The organism is Staphylococcus saccharolyticus, from assembly GCF_900458815.1.
GTDB lineage: Bacteria > Bacillota > Bacilli > Staphylococcales > Staphylococcaceae > Staphylococcus > Staphylococcus saccharolyticus.
This window is the reverse complement of the sequence record NZ_UHDZ01000001.1, coordinates 199,114-218,713: the sequence shown is the minus strand read 5'-3', so window position 1 is coordinate 218,713 and position 19,600 is coordinate 199,114. Positions and strand designations below refer to the sequence as shown.

Annotated in this window: 8 protein-coding genes, 7 pseudogenes and 1 riboswitch; of the genes and pseudogenes, 5 read left to right on the top strand and 10 right to left on the bottom strand. The window is 33.4% G+C overall.

The features are described from left to right. Positions 1-243: 243 nt before the first annotated feature. On the top strand, positions 244-1,740 hold the full coding sequence (gene lqo / locus DYE57_RS00875; RefSeq protein ID WP_115312533.1) for an L-lactate dehydrogenase (quinone): 1,497 nt from the start codon (positions 244-246) through the stop codon (positions 1,738-1,740). 393 nt (positions 1,741-2,133) lie between these two features. Here the strand turns inward: lqo and DYE57_RS00870 are convergent. Together DYE57_RS00870 and DYE57_RS00860 are read right to left on the bottom strand one after the other, a co-directional pair. Beyond that, positions 2,134-2,953: pseudogene (locus DYE57_RS00870) on the bottom strand (alpha/beta hydrolase). A 359-nt stretch (positions 2,954-3,312) separates the two neighbouring features. Next, a pseudogene (locus tag DYE57_RS00860) lies at positions 3,313-3,841 on the bottom strand (VOC family protein). Positions 3,842-4,053: 212 nt separating this feature from the next. On the opposite strand from DYE57_RS00860, the gene DYE57_RS00855 reads away from it, so the two are divergent. Further along, complete coding sequence (locus tag DYE57_RS00855) at positions 4,054-4,569, top strand: YceI family protein (protein ID WP_115312532.1); 516 nt, start codon at positions 4,054-4,056, stop codon at positions 4,567-4,569. Between the two features lie 158 nt (positions 4,570-4,727). Here DYE57_RS00855 and DYE57_RS00850 read toward each other — a convergent pair whose 3' ends face one another. Then, positions 4,728-5,564, bottom strand: coding sequence for an SMP-30/gluconolactonase/LRE family protein (locus tag DYE57_RS00850; protein WP_115312531.1), 837 nt, complete (start codon positions 5,562-5,564; stop codon positions 4,728-4,730). 37 nt (positions 5,565-5,601) lie between these two features. After that, positions 5,602-6,951, bottom strand: a pseudogene (lpdA, locus tag DYE57_RS00845) (dihydrolipoyl dehydrogenase). Between the two features lie 322 nt (positions 6,952-7,273). Here lpdA and DYE57_RS00840 point away from each other — a divergent pair. Then, on the top strand, positions 7,274-8,692 hold the full coding sequence (locus tag DYE57_RS00840) for an anion permease (RefSeq protein WP_115312530.1): 1,419 nt from the start codon (positions 7,274-7,276) through the stop codon (positions 8,690-8,692). A gap of 144 nt (positions 8,693-8,836) precedes the next feature. Next, a riboswitch (TPP riboswitch) is annotated at positions 8,837-8,938 on the top strand. Positions 8,939-8,995: 57 nt separating this feature from the next. After that, positions 8,996-9,902: pseudogene (locus tag DYE57_RS00835) on the top strand (ABC transporter substrate-binding protein); the annotation flags it as partial. A gap of 112 nt (positions 9,903-10,014) precedes the next feature. Here the strand turns inward: DYE57_RS00835 and rarD are convergent. Further along, positions 10,015-10,917, bottom strand: coding sequence for an EamA family transporter RarD (gene rarD / locus DYE57_RS00830; RefSeq protein WP_115312529.1), 903 nt, complete (start codon positions 10,915-10,917; stop codon positions 10,015-10,017). A gap of 189 nt (positions 10,918-11,106) precedes the next feature. Next, positions 11,107-11,326, bottom strand: a pseudogene (locus tag DYE57_RS00825) (zinc ribbon domain-containing protein). Between the two features lie 225 nt (positions 11,327-11,551). Here DYE57_RS00825 and DYE57_RS00820 point away from each other — a divergent pair. Beyond that, positions 11,552-12,537: pseudogene (locus DYE57_RS00820) on the top strand (HoxN/HupN/NixA family nickel/cobalt transporter). 220 nt (positions 12,538-12,757) lie between these two features. On the opposite strand, the gene DYE57_RS12085 reads toward DYE57_RS00820, so the two are convergent. From DYE57_RS12085 to lip, 4 genes and pseudogenes are all read right to left on the bottom strand, one after another. Beyond that, positions 12,758-13,057 carry a MepB family protein gene (locus tag DYE57_RS12085; RefSeq protein WP_232619713.1) on the bottom strand — a complete coding sequence of 100 codons (300 nt, stop codon included), beginning with the start codon at positions 13,055-13,057 and terminating at the stop codon, positions 12,758-12,760. A gap of 538 nt (positions 13,058-13,595) precedes the next feature. Further along, a pseudogene (locus DYE57_RS00810) lies at positions 13,596-15,268 on the bottom strand (ABC-ATPase domain-containing protein). Positions 15,269-15,447: 179 nt separating this feature from the next. Further along, positions 15,448-16,788: a glucose transporter GlcP gene (gene glcP, locus DYE57_RS00805; protein WP_165417840.1), complete on the bottom strand. Its 1,341-nt coding sequence runs from the start codon at positions 16,786-16,788 to the stop codon at positions 15,448-15,450. Between the two features lie 274 nt (positions 16,789-17,062). Then, on the bottom strand, positions 17,063-19,261 hold the full coding sequence (gene lip / locus DYE57_RS00800; protein ID WP_115312527.1) for a YSIRK-targeted triacylglycerol lipase: 2,199 nt from the start codon (positions 19,259-19,261) through the stop codon (positions 17,063-17,065). Positions 19,262-19,600: the final 339 nt, after the last annotated feature.

Here is a 19,600-nt window from a genome sequence, read left to right as displayed (position 1 = left end):
AGACATGCGTCAGACTGGCCTTTAGTCATTATGATATTCCTTCTATATAATAATGATCTTTTTGCGAACTGTTATATCATAGATTCTCCATTTCACAACAATTGTGTTTAAAATATTACAAAGCGGAATAGGTCGTATTATAAATATGTATTTTTATTATAGATGTATCAGTCTTATAATATTAATCAGCGCAATAATTTAATTATTTTTGCACGAATTCTTTTTAAGAAGGGTGAGCAAATAATGACTAATACGGAGTCAAAAAATGTAGTTATTATTGGTGCTGGTGTCTTAAGTACGACATTCGGTTCTATGCTTAAAGAATTAGAACCTAATTGGAACATCAAACTCTATGAACGCTTAGATCGTCCAGGTATTGAAAGTTCTAACGAAAGAAACAATGCCGGTACTGGGCATGCTGCGTTATGTGAATTGAACTATACAGTTCAACAACCCGATGGTTCAATTGATATAGAAAAAGCCAAAGAAATCAACGAACAATTCGAGATTTCTAAACAATTCTGGGGTTACTTAGTTAAAAGTGGTAGTATTGATAGCCCTAAAGATTTCATTAATCCACTTCCTCATATTAGTTTCGTAAGAGGTAAAAATAACGTTAAGTTCTTAAAAGACCGTTACGAAGCAATGCGTAACTTCCCTATGTTCGATAATATCGAATACACAGAAGATATCGAAGTAATGAGAAAATGGATGCCACTAATGATGACAGGTCGCACTGGAAATGAAATTATGGCGGCTAGTAAAATCGACGAAGGTACTGATGTTAACTACGGTGAATTAACTCGTAAAATGGCTAAAAATATTAAAAAACATCCAAATGCTGATGTCCAATATAACCATGAAGTCGTTAACTTCAATCGTCGCAAAGACGGTATTTGGGAAGTTAAAGTTAAAAATCGTAACACTGGTCAAGTCTTTGAACATCAAACTGATTATGTATTTATCGGTGCTGGCGGTGGCGCTATACCACTATTACAAAAAACTGGTATTCCTGAAAGCAAACATCTTGGTGGATTCCCTATCAGCGGTCAATTCTTAATTTGTACAAACCCTGGTGTAATTAATGAACATGACGTTAAAGTATACGGTAAAGAACCACCAGGCACACCTCCAATGACTGTACCTCACTTAGATATTCGTTACATTGAAGGTGAAAGAACACTATTATTTGGACCATTCGCAAACATTGGACCTAAATTCTTAAGAAATGGTTCTAACTTAGATTTATTCAAATCTATCAAACCATATAACATCACAACTTTACTTGCATCTGCAGTTAAAAACTTACCATTAATCAAATACTCAATCGATCAAGTATTAATGACTAAAGAAGGTTGTATGAACCATCTACGTATGTTCTACCCTGAAGCTCGTGATGAAGATTGGCAAGTGTATACTGCAGGTAAACGTGTTCAAGTGATTAAAGACACTGAAGAAAATGGTAAAGGATTCATCCAATTCGGTACAGAAGTTGTTAACTCTAAAGACCACTCTGTTATCGCATTATTAGGTGAATCACCAGGGGCATCAACTTCAGTATCCGTAGCCCTAGAAGTTTTAGAGAAAAACTTTGCTGATTATGAAAATGAATGGAAACCAAAATTACAAAAAATAATCCCATCATATGGTAAATCTCTTATCAAAGATGTGAAGTTAATGAGAGAAACTCGTAAACAAACATCTAAAGATTTAGAATTAAATTATTACGAATCTAAATAACAAACTTTCCCTGTAAAATATAAAATGATAAAGAGATAATGATAATTAAGTATTTAATATCCCCCCCTATCCTCAAAGTCTTAATTAATATTAAATTAGAGTAAATAAATTTAGAAACATTAACCCCTACCCATGATACCTCCAACGAAGTCGAGCCAACTTCGTTGGAGGATTTTTTATATCTTTCTTCTTAGCGAATCAAGTATCTAACACAGTAAATATTTAACAAATCAGCGACACAGCAAAAATTAATAAATAGTCCATGTTTTAAAACTCAATGATTTAAAATAGCTATTCACATGATTCCATCTCAATTCATTTTTTCGTAAACACCGTTTCTATATAAAAAGATAAGCTTGTCTCCCTTTATATAAAACAAACTCAAATATCATCTCATTTTACATTTTTAGGATCGTTACCTAACCAATTCACTATTTCTATATAAATATTTTCGTTGTACGAAGACTCATTTAAAATTTCATGTTGCAAGCCATCATATATACGAAGAGATTTATGAGTTGATTTAATTTCAGAGTAAAATTGTACGGAATCTTCAACACTGACGATACCATCATCTTTACCATGAAGAATAAGTACTTTTTCTGAGAAAAGTTTAGAATTATTTTTTAAATATTCAACACCGTCCATCAAAGTAAAAATTAAGCCGAGTGATATTTCTTTAGCTACAAGGTCATCCAGTGCATATTTGCTGATGACATCTTCATCAGAGCACACGCCATTGCCAAGTTCATTTAGGACATACATATCAACTGGAAAAGATCGATCCAGTTCTCCAAATAATTGATTGTTGTAACGTGTTAAAGCACCCGAAGTAATTATTCCATCAACTTGATGAGGTCGCTTTGTGCCATATAATGTAACTGCATAACCTCCCATACTATGACCAATTAAATAACGTTTTACCAGAATAAGTGGCTTTAGTATATTGAATAATAGCGTCTAAATCTTCAACAATTTCATCAACTCTACTATAAAAAACAGGTTTTCCTTCAGAGCGTCCATGGCCACGTTGATCATAACGAATCACATTAAAACTATTTTCATTTAAAAATGTTGTGAGCTGATCATAGCCTTCTAAATGTTCAGCTACGCCGTGTACAATAATAATGTTAGCTTTACTGTCATAAACTTCATTGATTTTAGAGTATAGCTGAGTACCATCGTTGGAGCGAATCATTTTAATATAGTTCATTGTTATCACCCTTACCTCTATCTTTACTCTTAGAATACACCTTTTTATAAAAAAACACCTGTCCGAAGACGAGCGAAAAAATAAAAAGAATTAGAATTTAAAAGGAAATTAAAAATAAAAAAAGAACAATATGATAGATGATGGCCAATTGATGTGTTATATGAGGTATTGAAGAATTTTTTCATTTCGCTTGCACTTCTAATAAAATAGACAGGGACGGATATTCCTATTTTATATTAATCATACCATCATCTATATATCATCCTTAAATCGTAAAAATTACGATTTAATGCCATATTACTGTCTTCTAATTATAATGTCAAATGAAAGCACACTTATTTAAAATATCGATTCATTATTTATTCTAGTTTCTGAGGCGTAAATAATTCAGCTTCTCTATCAGGTGGATAGTAATATCCATTTGGAATAGTTTGTAATTCAATAAGAGTCCCCCATGGTGTTCTCACATAAACCGTTTGATTATCATCTGTATCTTCATATTTAATATTAGAATGAGGTTCTGAAACAGGTTGTCCTCCTGCTGATCTTACTTTTGCGACTGCAACCTCCATATGGTCTATATAAAATGAAATATGGGTAAATCCAATATCTTGTAAAGATTTAGCTTGTCTTTGTTTGGCATTTTCAAACTGAAACATTTCTATGTTAGGTCCATTACCAAATACCATCATTCTTTTTATGAATAATTCTTGCTCCTTTTGACAAATACAGTACCTTTTCAACATTTTTTCCTCCACGCGGTTCATCTTGTTTAGTCAGACTATCATAAGCAATTTTGCCATCTAATCCTTTTTTGAAAAATGAAGTTGCTTCTTCTATATCTGGAACAGTCATACCTATATGATTAATGCCTCTAGAAATATTCATGATTGAATTCGCTCCCTCATATTGATATGTATTCAATATTTCCATAGTTTAAATCTTCAACACATTTCTCTGAGACAAAATAATGATTTAAAAAGTGCAAATATTAAATTTAACTAATCAGTACAAAAAGATTGAAAAGATATTCTACTATGATTAAAATAATAAGTATATCAAGTATAATCGTTATACTATAAAAGGAAGGGGTTATAACAGTGACACAATTTAACTTTGATCAAGTTCACAGTAACATTCAGTTTAAAATTAAACATCTCATGGTATCTCAAGTGAAAGGAACGTTTACACAATTCGATGTTCAATTAGACGGAGATATTAATGATTTAAATTCACTAAAAGCAATAACTACTATTATTCCAAGTTCAATTGCTACTCAAAATGAAGATAGAGATAAACATTTAAAATCAAACGACTTCTTTGGTACAGAAGACAACGATAAAATGATATTTGTAACTAAAGAAATTAACGAACATCAAGTTGTTGGAGATTTGACAATTAAAGGCGAAACGCATGAAGAGACATTTGATGTGGAATTTAATGGTGTAAGTAAAAATCCAATGAATGGACAACAAGTCACTGGATTTATCGTTAGCGGAACAATTAACCGTGAAAAATATGGTATTAATTTTAACCAAGCTTTAGAAACTGGTGGCGTAATGTTAGGTCAAAACGTAAAATTTGAAGCATCAGCAGAATTTAGTATCGACAATTAAACCATTTGTAAAAGAAACACTTTCTTAAAGACTTTAATAGTAAAATTCAATTAGAAACGCGTTTCAATCAACATCAAAACCCCCTTACTAGGTACTCTTTAGTAAGGGGATTTTAACTTAGTAATAATGATATATAACATATTATTTATTCCAAGGATTTATTGAAATTGATAACTTTCATGTCCTTTAGCGAATCCATTGACTGTATAAAGCATTGATCCACCTTCGAAATTATTTTCAATATCATTCGTACAAATAATAAGTTGATTTGTACCCGGAATGAATTGAGGATGTGTAGAACGTAACATTTTTCCTTTATCTCGTCCTGGCATTAGTATCTGTCCAATAGGATAGCCTCTTTTATTAAAGACTAGTACACGACCTTGTCCGTACATAGCCACATATACATTATCGTCACTATCAATACAACATGAGTCAGGACCTTCATGACCAGTAAAGTAATATGGTATCGTCGTACCAAATGGGGCTATTGTCACTCCATCATCTTCTAAAACAATTCGATGAAGGCGATTCGTTGTAGTTTCAGTGACCCATAGTACTTTTTCATCCGTACTTAGTGCAATACCATTCGCCACAGATATATTTTGAATGACTGGTGTGACCGTCTTAAAGTCTGGAGATACATAGTAAACACCGCCTAGAGATTGTGTAGAATAACCTCTAAAATCTGTGAAATAAAAGCCACCTTTACCGTGTCCTAAACCATCACGTTTAACCATAATTTCTGCCATCATACCATTCAAATCACAGCCTTTCGCAATCGCATGACCGTGTCCACGGTGAGTACTAGTAATATAATCATCATCATTTAGTTGTGACATGACACCTGTTGCAACGGCTTCTTCACCAACATATAAATGCACAAATCCTGGAATTTTACCATCGCTAAAAATTTTATGCACTTTTTCTTCGAAGTAACGAATTTCATTCATTGTTTTATAAATCCAACGTGCTTGTTCTTTACCTATTTTCATTGTTAATTCCTCCTATCTTTCATAGGGCTAAAGTTAATTACATATGAATAGCTGTGCCAAAATAAGCATCCGAACTCTCACCAATTGTTTCTAATAAAGCTGGATGCAGTTGAATAATGTTTGAAATTTCATTGATAGTACCTTCTGAAGCTTTAACACCAAGAAGTTCGCCAATTAAATCTGTTGCATGCGGACCTACTATAAAGGCACCAAGTATTTCTCCGTACTTCTTATCAATGACAAGCTTTATAAATCCTTCGTTTTCTCCTTTGATAAGCGCTTTAGCATTACCTTGAAAAGCAGATTGAGTCACTTTAACATCATATCCAGCTTCTTTTGCTTGTGATTCAGATAATCCAACAGATGCGGATTCAAGTCTTGTGTAAATACAACGAGTGATGTCTTCTTGACGTACAAGTGATGGATTACGTTTTGCTAGCGTTTCTACGACATGAATACCATGGGCACTTGCTGCGTGAGCCAATTGATATCTTGATACTAAGTCACCTATTGCATAAATATGTTTTTGGCTTGTTTGATAATGTTCATTGACTTTAATGAATTTTTTATCCATATCCATAATGAAGCTCTTGTGTTATTTGAGTGTTAGGTTGACGTCCTACTGCAATGAGTAAAGTATCAAATTCAACTTCCTCATTTTTTAATACAACTTTTGATTTAGAAACATTATTAATTTTCGCATTTGTAATCATCTTAATGCCCTGTTGATCTAAATGTGATTTTAAAAGTTCTCTTACTTCTTCAATTTCGGTAAGTAAAATATCGTTAGCCACTTCAACAATGGTCACATCTACGCCTAAATCAGCCATAGATGATGCTAATTCGGTTGCAATAACACCGCCACCAATGACTGCCATTTTTTTAGGCAATGCTTTTAAATCGAAAAATGTATCTGTTGTTTCATAATTGACGTTATCTAAGCCATCAATTGGAGGTATAAATGGCTTAACTTCCAGTAGCCAAAATAATGTCATTGGCTTAATATGTGTTCTGATTCACTTGAACTTTCAAATCTTTAGTGACTTGCGCTTCACCTTCAATATAAGCAACTTTGTTTTTCTTTAGTAATTGCTTAACACCACCTGTAAGTGTTTAGACCACTTGTTTTTTCGTTGCACAAATTGAGAGAAATCTATATTCAATTCTTTCGTTGTAATTCCCCAATCCTTTGCGGTATGGATATCGTGAACTTTTTGACCATGTTCTAATAATGTTTTAGATGGTATACATCCAACGTTTAAGCACGTACCACCTGCATTATTCTTTTCAATAACTGCTACTTTTTCCCAAGTTGTGCAGCTCGAATTGCTGACACGTAACCTCCTGGTCCCGCTCCAATCACTATCAAATCATACGATTCACTCATAACTGAATGCCTCCTTCCCATAAAACATTATCGCTAAAGCACCCCAACATTACTTCTAAAATATGAGAAATAAGAGAGTAACAACTATTGTAAGCGCTTTCTTATTCACTTAATTTCATTTTACTTCATACATTTTGAATTTTCAAACGATTGAGTGTTATAATTTATTAAATATTTATAAACATTTCTCATATAAACTTTAATTATTAATAAATGTAAATCTTTATCACCCTTCTTCTTAAAAAATCTGTACATCTTTGCACGATAAGACTATGATTGAGATGTAAAAAAAGTGTAATTTGAGAAAGAGGGAGATGATGAAATGGGACATACGGTAAAGTACAGTAAATTTATTCTTCCAATCGTCGTAGGTTTAATCATTTGTGCATTAACACCATTTAAACCTGATGCCTTAAACAATCAATCTTGGTACATGTTAACAATTTTTGTTTCAACAATTATTGCATGTATCACTCAACCAATGACAATCGGTGCCGTCTCTATTGTTGGTTTTACTTTCATGATTTTTATAGGTGTTGCTAATACTAAAACAGCGGTTCAAGGGTTTGGTAATAGTAGTATTTGGCTCATAGCAACGGCATTTTTCATTTCTAGAGGATTTGTTAAAACAGGGCTAGGACGACGTATTGCGCTACAATTTGTCAAATTATTCGGTAAGAAGACGTTGGGATTAGCTTACTCTTTAGTAGGTGTAGATCTAATTTTAGCTCCGGTAACACCAAGTAATACGGCACGTGCAGGCGGTATTATGTTTCCAATCATTAAATCCCTCTCGGAATCTTTTGGTTCATCACCTAAAGATGGTACTGAAAGAAAAATGGGTGCATTTTTAATCTTTACTGAATTCCAAGGTAACTTAATCACTGCTGCCATGTTTTTAACTGCTATGGCTGGTAATCCAATTGCGCAAAGCCTAGCAGAAAAGACCGTTCACGTTCAAATTACCTGGATGAACTGGTTTATCGCAGCGATAGTGCCTGGATTAATTTCATTAATTATAGTGCCATTGATTATTTATAAAGTGTATCCACCTGCCGTCAAAGAAACCCCTAATGCTAAAAAATGGGCGACAGAACAACTAGAAGGCATGGGTTCTATGTCTAGAGCAGAGAAATTTATGATTGGTATCTTCATTGTTGCATTGGCACTGTGGGTGTTTGGTAGTTTCTTAAATATTGATGCAACACTTACTGCTTTCATCGCCTTATCATTATTATTACTTACAGGTGTATTAAGTTGGAAAGATATTTTAAATGAAACAGGCGCATGGAATACCCTTGTATGGTTCTCAGTACTTGTATTAATGGCTGATCAATTAAACAAGTTAGGATTTATTCCATGGTTAAGTAAGATAATTGCGCAAAGTTTAGGTGGCTTCAGTTGGCCAATCGTCTTAGTATTACTCATCCTATTCTACTTCTACTCACATTATTTATTTGCAAGTGCAACAGCACATATAAGCGCAATGTACGCCGCTTTACTTGGTGTGGCAGTTACAGCAGGAGCACCACCAGTGTTCAGTGCATTAATGCTAGGATTCTTTGGAAACTTACTTGCATCAACAACACACTATAGTAGTGGTCCAGCACCTATACTTTATACAGCTGGTTATGTCACTCAGAAACGTTGGTGGCTCATGAACATCGTTCTTGGTTTCATATACTTCATCATTTGGATTGGTATTGGTTCATTATGGATGAAACTCATTGGCATGATGTAAATGAAGTTAGCTTGGTTTAATGCTAATAGAGTATATGATAGGCTGGCGTTGAAAAACGTTATCTTATTTTTTTACAATATTCTTCTTTACTATGTGTTTTATTTTTTATTAAATACATCTGTGTTATTCTGTAATTAGAATAGAATGTATCATTAGGGGTGCAATTAAATTTGCTGAGAGAAAGGCTACTTTCAACCCTCGAACCTGTTGGTTAAAACCAGCGTAGGAAAGTGAACGATAATTGCTAATTTCTTTGATAATTCACTTTTTTGCGCAAAAAATGAGTTACTGGAGGATTTTTTTATGGACAAATTAACTGTAGGTTTAGAATGGTTTTTAAATCCTGACCATATGCCGTAATCATAGGTCTCGAAAAAGGATGGTTTAAAGAAGAATCATTAGAAATTGAAATGATTGAACCGAAAGAACACTTTGATGCACTAGACGAAATCGAAAATGGCACAATGGACATTGCGATTACCGAACCTATTCATTTAGTTCAGATAGAGCAAATAACCAAAATGTGATTGGTTTTGCCAGATATCTCCACACGAATGGTGGCATTATGTATAACAAAGATAAAGACATCACACGACCTAAAGATTTAATTGGCAAACGGCTTCAATACCCTGGCGCGCCTGGTCCAGATGGTACTGCCATTGCAAAAACAATGATTGAAGCTGACGGCGGCACTTTTAAGAAAGGTTATCTTACACCAGTCAATAACAGCTTTTACCATACCGATGCACTTTTAAATGATAAAGCTGATGCAGCAACACTTGTTTTTGAAAACTTTGAAATTCTCGAAGCAAAAAGTCAAGGACTCAACGTAGATTATTTTTCATTAAAAAACTATAATGTTCCAGATTTCTGTCAGCTTATTTTTATTACAACACCTGAGAAGCTAGCTACTTATGAAAGCAAACTCAAAAGATTGATTAAAGTTACTCAAAAAGCTACTCATTACATCAATCATCATTTAGAAGATGCGATTGATATCTATTCTATGTTTACTCAAACAGATGTTACAAACCAATTAAATAAAGACACAATCAAAGCAACAGCTCAATGTTTTACAAACGATTTATCTATGAGTTCTGATTACTACAATGATTTACAATTATGGCTTAAAGAGGTTAATGAAATCAAAGTCCCTATCACTCCTAGTTTATATTTTACTAATCAATTATTGTTTAGTAGATATATGAAATTATCAAACACACCTTCACTATATTTAAATGATGTACACCCCAAAAATCGGACTCACGATCATCTAACTTAATGGCGTGCACGTCAAAACATGTGAAGGTGTGTTTGATTTATTATTTAAAAATTGGATTTTTCTTAATATTAATATATTGAGAAATGCTATATAAAATAATACCTATCCATATGAAAATAAAAGTAATGAATTGATCAACGTTAAATTGCTCTTTAAAGACAAAAATACCTAATACAAACATAATTGTTGGACCTACATATTGAATGAATCCAGTGAGTGATAACGGAATTCGCTTTGCACCTGCTGAGAATAAAATCAATGGTATTGCGGTAATCGCACCTGAAAAAAGAAGCCAAAATGATGACATATTTAATCCAAATGTTATGTGATGCTGTTGCCATAAATAAATCACATAAATGAGTCCTGCTGGTGCCGTGACTACACATTCGATTGTGATACTACTGATGGCATCGATATGTACGATCTTTTTAAGTAGTCCATAAATTCCAAAAGAAAATGCTAATATTAGTGAAACATATGGAAACTCCCCAATTTTTATTGTCATATAAAGCACGCCTATTAATGCAAAGATGATGGCTAACCATTCAAATTTATTAAATCTTTCTTTTAAAAATATGAGTGCCAAGACGATACTCACTAGCGGGTTAATGTAGTAACCTAGGCTAGATTGTAGTACGTGACCATTAGATACGGCCCAAATGAACGTCCCCCAATTTACTGTAATAACATAGCCCGCAACTATGATAGCTATAAGCTGAATAGGGTGCGACACTATTTGATTGATATCTCTAAAGAAGGCATTTCTTTGATTTTTACCTATGATAAGCACAAAAATCATAAATATAACTGAAAAAATAATACGAAATGCTAAAATTTCAAAAGCGCCTATTTCGTCAATTAAATGCCAATATATAGGCAGAATGCCCCATAGTATATATGCACTTAAAGCTAAAAATATTCCTTTTTTATACTCCGAAGACATTATTAACCCTCTCTCATTATTAGTCATTAAAAAATAAGCCTTATTTCAGCTCATTAAAAGTTCCGTAATCAATTCTACTAATAAAATAAAACGATTCACACAAATCTGTTTGTGCACTGTGCTTTACTTTATTAAAGCTTTTAAGTGTGTATTTAGAAATGTACATTATTTTCAACTGTGGTACAATCATTACCCACCGAAAAATAAATCAATAAAATCACTTGTACGATTTTTACTTTGTTTGTAAAACTCTGTATAACCGCATTTAGTGCATGTAGATTGTAACAAAATGATTATGTTGTATATCAAACATCTTTGATAATCCTGAGCCAGTTGCCGATAATGTTCCCTTTTCAATTTCTGTATGATCGCATTTGACACACCCTTTTTCTTCAGTCAAAACAATCATTCCTTTCATTCATTTCATTACTTTTTTATTTTAACACGCTTCAATATAGTTAACATATTTTAAATTTTTGAAGTTTGTATCGTACATTATTTATTTTTTATACAACACTATTGTCACCTTTCCTTACAAATATTCGCTTTTTCTAACAATTGACGTAAGATGAATAATTATATAAGAAAGTAGGTTATACTTGTGCATCACAAACAACATCGTAAATTAAGTTGATTGCCGTACATTGGCATTGTAGCATTATTACACATCATTGGTTTTAGTTTTTTATGGATATCTGGAAAAAATCATCATATTCTATTTGGCATGGGAATTCTTGCCTATACACTTGGGCTTAGACATGCATTTGATGCAGATCACATCGCTGCAATAGATAATACTACCGTTCGTAAATTATTACAACAACGTCGTGAGCCGGTCGGGGTAGGCTTTTATTTTTCAATTGGACATTCGACTGTAGTATTCTTAATGGCAGTATTACTTGGTGTTTCTGTTAAATGGGCGAAAAGTGAACTGCCACATTTTCAAGACATTGGAGGAACTATTGGAACGCTTGTATCTGGATTCTTTCTAGTATTAATTGGTGTACTTAATTTAATCATTTTAGTCTCACTCATTAAACTTTTTGCCAAATTGCGTCATCAATCTATAAGCGAGCAAGAGATTGACAATCTTTTAGTAGCACGTGGGTTTGTCTCAAGATTTGTCGGACCGTACTTTAAAATCGTCAATAAAAGTTGGCATGTCTTACCTTTAGGATTTTTATTCGGTTTAGGTTTTGATACAGCAAGTGAAATTGCCTTACTCACATTATCATCTGGCGCTTCTCAGCAAGCGATTTCGTTCATTGGTATATTATATCATTACCTATTTTATTCGCTTCTGGTATGAGCTTGTTGGATACTTTAGATGGTATCGTGATGAAATCAGCTTACAATTGGGCTTTTTTTAATCCTATTCGTAAGATTTACTACAATATTACAATCACTGCAATTTCAGTTATTGCAGCTCTAGTCATTGGAGTGATTGAATTACTTCAAATCATATCTGAAAAATTTGAGTTTAAAGGTAGCTTCTAGAACTTTATTCAATCGATGCAATTTGATTATTTAGGCTATATTTTAGTTGTCCTGTTCATTGTCACATGGCTCATTTCTACTTTAATTTGGAAATTTGGTAAAATAGAGCAACATTGGTCATAAAATTTAAGGAAGTTGAGCCCGGGACTCAAGTATTTTTTACGTATTATCAGTCGATGACTGTATTAAAAATGCGCTTATATCAAACTTTTAAAATATGGATCACAATATAAAAATTCATTCAGAAATTCTACTGACAATGCGAGTTAGAGATGCTTGCCGGGATGGGACAACGAATTCTGTCTCACTCCCTAATCACTTTTTATAAGTTTTAATTATAGTATTATAATTTTTCCAGCTTTGTTTTATCATAATGATACGACAAAGCTGGAAAATATTGCGTTTGCCATTTCTGTGTCTTTCGGGCCGTATTATTCAAATTTTTCTCCCAACTAGGATACACCCGAAACGCCATTTTCCCTTGATTCTTACCATCACTTAAAATTCCATAAGCTAATAACGCATGTTTAGGAAAAATAAATTGGCCTATTCTTTCTTTATCAACAATATGAACTACTAATTTCTCGGGAAATTCTTCTTCATTAAAGGGTTGATTGATACTACCAGTATTTTTCTTCCACATAGATAAAAAATAACCTGTTTTTTTGTTGTCTTCTTAGCTAACCTACTTTTAAACCAACGACGATGAAATTGAAAATTAAATGCTTTATACATATCATTCCAAGGTTCATCCTCTATGATTAATGACGTCTTCAACTCAATACGCTTAAAACTTGTTGAATCAAATCTACCGAGATTTTATTTCCCATATATTTGTACCTCTTGTTCTTAAGTTATTATTAAATATGTTATCACACTTGTACTTCTCTATTATTTAATGAATGTATATAATCAATAACTCATTAATATTAATATAAATCTTCACTTTTTAGAAAGTTTATCACGCCATTCTTATGACACAAACTATAGTATTGTAAATATTATGTGGAATTTTTACATTAAAAGGATACAGATGTGAGGAGACTTATTCGTAACTATTTCACAATAAAATTACAACGGTATTAGCCTACATTAAGTTCATTCATCTAACATACAGATATTAGCTTCATATGAATATTGAAGATTTAAGAAGAGAAATATTTCTTATAACATAAGTATTATCAATCCTCACGAATCTCTAATCCACGATATCTATTCAACGTACCTATAAATTCTTGCTTTCTAGGTAACGCTAAGTTGCCTGGATGACCTTTATGATGAGAAACAACTTCTAATCCTTCTTTCTCAATTCGTTCATATAAGCGATGCGTTATTTCAATTATCGTTTCTTCATTGTCGATTATTTCGTTTTTAAGATAATCTAACATTAACGCTAAACTATTAGTTTGACTAACATCAACAAGTTGCTCTAAACCTGCGATATGAATCGGCTCTTTACCTTACCATACATCACGGTATCTACTCCTTTAGCTTTAAATCGATCTCTTTTACCTTTGTGATTGAAACTAGATTTTAGAGGGACTCTAGTTGGAATGCAACCAAATTGTCGATGTGAATAATCCGTTCTCTGATAACCTTCCGACTGTGCAATAGTCTTAGCCTCTCGAGTCACATCTTTCAATATATATTCATCCATCATTAGCACTTGATCAGCAACATCAAAGTAGTCACCTGAACAGCCAACGATAAGAATGGTTGATACATCATGATTGTCATATAATGCTTTTACTTTATTTGAAAATGGCGTAATGGGTTATTTCTCAAGCGCAATTAAACGTTGCATACGACCATCACGAATCATAAAATTAGTTGCTGACGTATCTTCATCGATAAGTAAGACTGATGACTCCGCTTCTAATGCTTCCATCACATTAGTGGCTTAAGAAGTACTACCACTAGCATTTTCAGTAGAAAAGTGTGTTGTGTCTTTCTTACCTGGTAAGTGATCGATAAAAGGTTGAATGTTAACATTATTGATACTTCTTCCATCTTCGGCACGAATTTTCATCGCATCTTGATTTGTGATCACATATTCTCTACCGTCTCCGGCGATATGGTTGTATACACCACGTTCTAAAGCCTCAAGCAATGTAGATTTACCATGATAACCACCAACAACAATCAGCGTAATACCTTCAGGAATTCCCATTCCCTTCATTAATTTACCACTTGGTAATTTAAATTCAATTTCGAATTGTGGTGGACTTTGAAACGCAATCGCTTGTGCCATTGGACGATCTGACACACCACTTTGTCTAGGTAAAATAGAGCCGTTTGCTACAAATGCTACGAGGTGACGTTCTGCTAACTGATGTCGAATGTCCTCTTGATCAACCATTAATTCAACTTGTTGATGCATTCGTGATTGATTAAGGTGTTGATAACGTAATGAATGTTCTACAATGTTTGGTAATACTTTTGATAGTGTGTAAGCAGCTACTTTTCCAAGGATTGTACGGCCTTTTGCCGGTAAGCCCACTTCAATACGTGCCTCAATATGTTTATCACTAATCACTACAGATGTACGTTTTATGATTTCCGGACCACAATGATCAATGTAAATTCCACCTATATTCTTGTCTCCATATATTGCCTTTTGAATCGACTGGTGAAACACTCTCGTTAAATAATCACTTATAGCTACTCTTTTCAATTTACTATCCAGCAATGTCTCAGGAATTCCTGCTTTTTGTCGACTCATGATAACTCGCATTTTTGAAGGTGGTGCAAAAGGATCAACTTGCACATGATCTATCGATAGTTGAAACTGCTTAAATTGATATATCCCTTTTGTACGTTTATATGCACCATATTTTTGTCCGTCCAAAGACATTAAGATCTAGTGACATTTTTCATATTTTAGACCTCCAACGTTCCAATTTTTCTAACTTTATTTTTCCCTGGAAATGAAGAACATTAAACGTAGCAAGTAAATTGAAATTATTTCATCTAAACAAAAAATACTTCAAATTCTCAACCTTAAGTTAAAAATTTGAAGTATATTCAAGTGAGTTATTCAGTTTTAGCACCTGTACGTTCACGTAACTCGTATTCAATTTCTTCTAAGCTACGTCCACGCGTTTCTGGTAAGAACTTAATTACGAATAACATCGCTAATACACCGATGAATGCGAATATTAAGAAGACCCATTCTGTACTTAAGGCATCACTTAAAATTGGGAAAAATAGTGAAACAATTAGTGTACCAATGTTAAGTACTAGTGCTGAGATACCTGTTGCAGCGCCACGTGCACGCATAGGGAATAATTCCGGTAACATAACCCATAGTACTGGTCCCCATGAAATTCCAAAGAACATAATAAATAATGATAAACATACAATTATAATCCATGCTGATGAAGCAATTCCGATTGTCCAAATTAAAATTGCCATGATTAATAATGAAGCAATCATACCAATATTACCGCCAACTAGTAACTTTTTACGGTCAATTTTATCTACTACAAATAGCGCAACGATTGTAACAAGTACATTGATTGTACCTATACCGACTGATCCTAAAATAGATGCTGCCTCTCCTAAACCTGCTTTGGCAAAGATTGAAGACGAGTAAAAGATAACCGCATTGATACCAATAAATTGTTGGAATATAGCAAAGATACAACCAACGACTAGTATTCTTCCTAACCAAGGCGATTTAATCACTGTCCATGTTGATTCAGCAATCGCATTAATTTCTTTCATTTCTTTAAGTTCTTTTTCAATTTCATGATCTTCGTATGTAATCTTCATTACTTTACGAGCCGCTTCTTCGCTTCTATTCTCAAGCAACCATCTTGGGCTCTCAGGCATAAAGTATATTCCAACCAGTAAAATGACTGATGGAACAACTGCTAAACCAAGCATCCAACGCCAACCTTCAATATCTGCAAAAGCGTAGTTCACTAAGTATGCTGCTAAGATACCTATTGTGATCATCAATTGGTTAAGTGATCCTAATGAACCACGATACTCCGTAGGTGCCATTTCACTTAGATAAACTGGTACAGTAGACATTGATCCACCAACCGCTAAACCAATAATCAAACGTCCAATAATTAATAATGCCAAATTCGTCGAAGCTGCAAGAATTAACGCTCCAATAGTAAAGACAATGGCTATGAGCATGACGAGGCGTCGACGTCCAAGTTTATCTGCAAGTGGACCACTGCTTCCGGCACCAATAATTGCCCCTATCAACATTGAAGAAACGACAATACCTTCAGTTGTACTATTGAGAGGTATATCCTTATGTATAAATAGTAAAGCACCGGAAATTACACCGTTATCGTAGCCATATAATAAGCCACCTAACGCTCCCAATATAAAAATTAAATATTTATTTGCTTTCATATGTATCATCTCTTTTTTTCTAACTAAGATAATTATAAGCTTTATATGAAACCGTTTCAATTTAATTTTTATTAAAACTTAATTACGAATCACTTTTTGTGTCAATTCATGTAACGCTCATGATTTAGATAAATGGTTTATATTGTTGACAATGTGTATTTTAATTAACAAAAATGGTTTACAATCTGAACAACTAAAAAATTAAAAACCTCATTTGTTAAGATATAGAGCTCAACGAATGAGGCATTTTTTAAACTATCATTTCTAACAGTATTTATTTGTCAGTCACTTGCTCATTTCTTACCATATCTTCAAACATGTTGTCCCAGAATTCTTCTAAATCTTTTTTAGAGATACGAACTTCAGAAGTATCTGTACCAACGAAGTCACCATGGTCCCAATTATGTTTAACTGGTGTCACTTGCCAAATTCCTTTTTGAATTTGATCTGTAGCAGGTGTATAAGCTTGGTTAAATGGATGTTGTCCTGAGATAACTGATACAAGACCATCATTTTCTCTCCAAGCTGTATCATCTAATTTACCAATAGCATCAGCAGTCAATGTGTAGCCAATATTCATATTAATATCAGCTTTTTGAGTACCGTCAATTGCTGGTCTTGTTGATTCACCTTGATACGTTTTGTAAACAATATTAGGATTTAATGAAGTAGTATGATTTAAGATATCAGTACCTTCAGTCGTTAAATCATAGAAACCATTGTCTTTGGTTTTCCATAATTTACTTTGTTTAACGCGGTGGATATATTGAGCTAATGTTTCATCATCTCTTTGTTTAAGACCCCATTGTCTCAAACCAACGTCAACATGTGACAACTTATTACCTTTAGCTCTCGCATAATCATAAGCAATTTGTCTAACTAATGCTTCATTACCAAATAAATCAGCAGCGTGTGTGCCATTATGTGGTGTTGCGATAGTAGTAATAGATGAAATCATATTATCTTGTCCTCCTTTATATAAAGGAGAAATGTCGCCACCATGTTCTTTTTGATATTCCACTTCTTCAGGACTGCCATGACGCAATAATTCTTCAAGATAACGAATCGTTTGGCCACCCATACTGTGACCGATTAAATGAATTTTTTGTCCCGGTATCCAATCTTTATAAGCTCCAGCATATGTTTTACCATAACGTTCATGACCATATTTCGCTGCATGTGCTGCACCATAGTCAACTGTACCACCTTTAATGTAGTAGTATAACTCTACAGCTCTATCATAGTTACTACCAAATGCACCTACACTTGCTTCCATAACGTTATAACCTTTAGCTCTCGCTTCTTTTATAATATTAAGACGATCGCCACCCCAGTAGTTGGCTTTACCTATTAATGGACCAGTACCCGATGCATAACCATTAAAGCCATGTACAAGAATAATAGGGTCATGGTTTTTATATTGAGTTTGTGGTGCTACTTTATTTGTTTGATCTTTATCTTCTTTTGATGCTTTTACTGTTGTGTTATTTCTTGTTGTTGCTTGTGCATTTTCAGTTAAAGCATTGATACCTTTTTTAGAATCATCGTTATCATTTTTAGGTAATTCTTTAGTTTGGTTACCTTCATCTAATTGATTTACATTAAGGTCTTTATCAGATATAGTTGCTTGTTCTTCTTTATTAAATCCTTTAACTGGACTATCTTGTGTCGCATCAGTATCTTCAGCAGTTACATGTTGTTCTGTAGATTGCTCTGAAGTTACATCTTCGCTGGATTGAGTTGCGTTTTTATCACTTCGATGAGTGACTTCTGCAACTTTTTGAGTTTCTTCTTTATCATTTTGAGTATCTTTTTGATGCGTTTTAATATCTTTAGATGTTTGTGGTTGTTCAGTAGTTTTGTCTTCTTTTTGAGTATTTGTTAAATCTTTCACATGTGTCTGGTCTTGATTCGTTGTTGTTGTTCGTAAAGATGACTCATTAGTTTGTGGTTGTTCTGAAGTTGTTTTTTCATCTTTTTGAGGTTGGTCTAAACTATTTGCATCTTCCTGATGAGTTGTCTGTGAAGATTCCTCTTCTTGAGCATTGTTATCTTGACTAGTAGGTTCTTGTACTGCTTTATTTTGATTATCATTGCGTTGATCTTTTTCTGTCGTAGATGCTTGAGATTCATTAGACTTACTGTCTACTTGATTTTCATCATTAGAAGTTGCATCTGTTTTAGGTGTTACTTGTTGTTGGTCGTCAGTATTATGTATAGTTGAAGTATTATCTTTTGTTTCTAGCGTATTATTTTGAGTATCGTCTGTCTCAGATTGTTTATCTGTTTGATTATTTTGTTGCTCCCCAATAGATTGTGATGTGCTTACCTCAGAATTATCCTGAGTCCCTTGATGATTTGATTCAGCAGCATACGCTGAACTCCCCCCAATAAATAACATTGATGCAACAACGATTGAAGACGCACCAACACTTAACTTACGAATACTATAAGAATTCTTTCTGTTTTTCATGTTTTCAGCACCTCTATCTCTTTTTTATTTAATCTACAACTTTGACTTAAATGAAAAGATTAATGATTTCGCGTGGGATAATTTCTAAAATTCTTTGGAACCAAGCCTTCATCAAAGTACTCCTCTCTACTATGTAATAAACTTACAAACACCATACGGCACCAATTGTAATCAATGAATATTAATTCTTTATTAATTTCTTTTAACATCTTTATAAATATTTATTAAGAACAAACTTAAACACAAGTGCTGAAAGAAGTTGTTAATTGCTTAATCTAAGATAATTATAGTACAACAAAAGTATAAAAAATAACTCTTAAGCAACTTTTTACATCACTC

Coding starts and splice junctions, on each gene's coding strand:
- lqo (WP_115312533.1), top strand. CDS start 244: ATGACTAATACGGAGTCAAAAAATGTAGTTATTATTGGTGCTGGTGTC.
- DYE57_RS00850 (WP_115312531.1), bottom strand. CDS start 5,564: ATGAAAATAGGTAAAGAACAAGCACGTTGGATTTATAAAACAATGAAT.
- DYE57_RS00840 (WP_115312530.1), top strand. CDS start 7,274: ATGGGACATACGGTAAAGTACAGTAAATTTATTCTTCCAATCGTCGTA.
- rarD (WP_115312529.1), bottom strand. CDS start 10,917: ATGTCTTCGGAGTATAAAAAAGGAATATTTTTAGCTTTAAGTGCATAT.
- DYE57_RS12085 (WP_232619713.1), bottom strand. CDS start 13,057: ATGTGGAAGAAAAATACTGGTAGTATCAATCAACCCTTTAATGAAGAA.
- glcP (WP_165417840.1), bottom strand. CDS start 16,788: ATGAAAGCAAATAAATATTTAATTTTTATATTGGGAGCGTTAGGTGGC.
- lip (WP_115312527.1), bottom strand. CDS start 19,261: ATGAAAAACAGAAAGAATTCTTATAGTATTCGTAAGTTAAGTGTTGGT.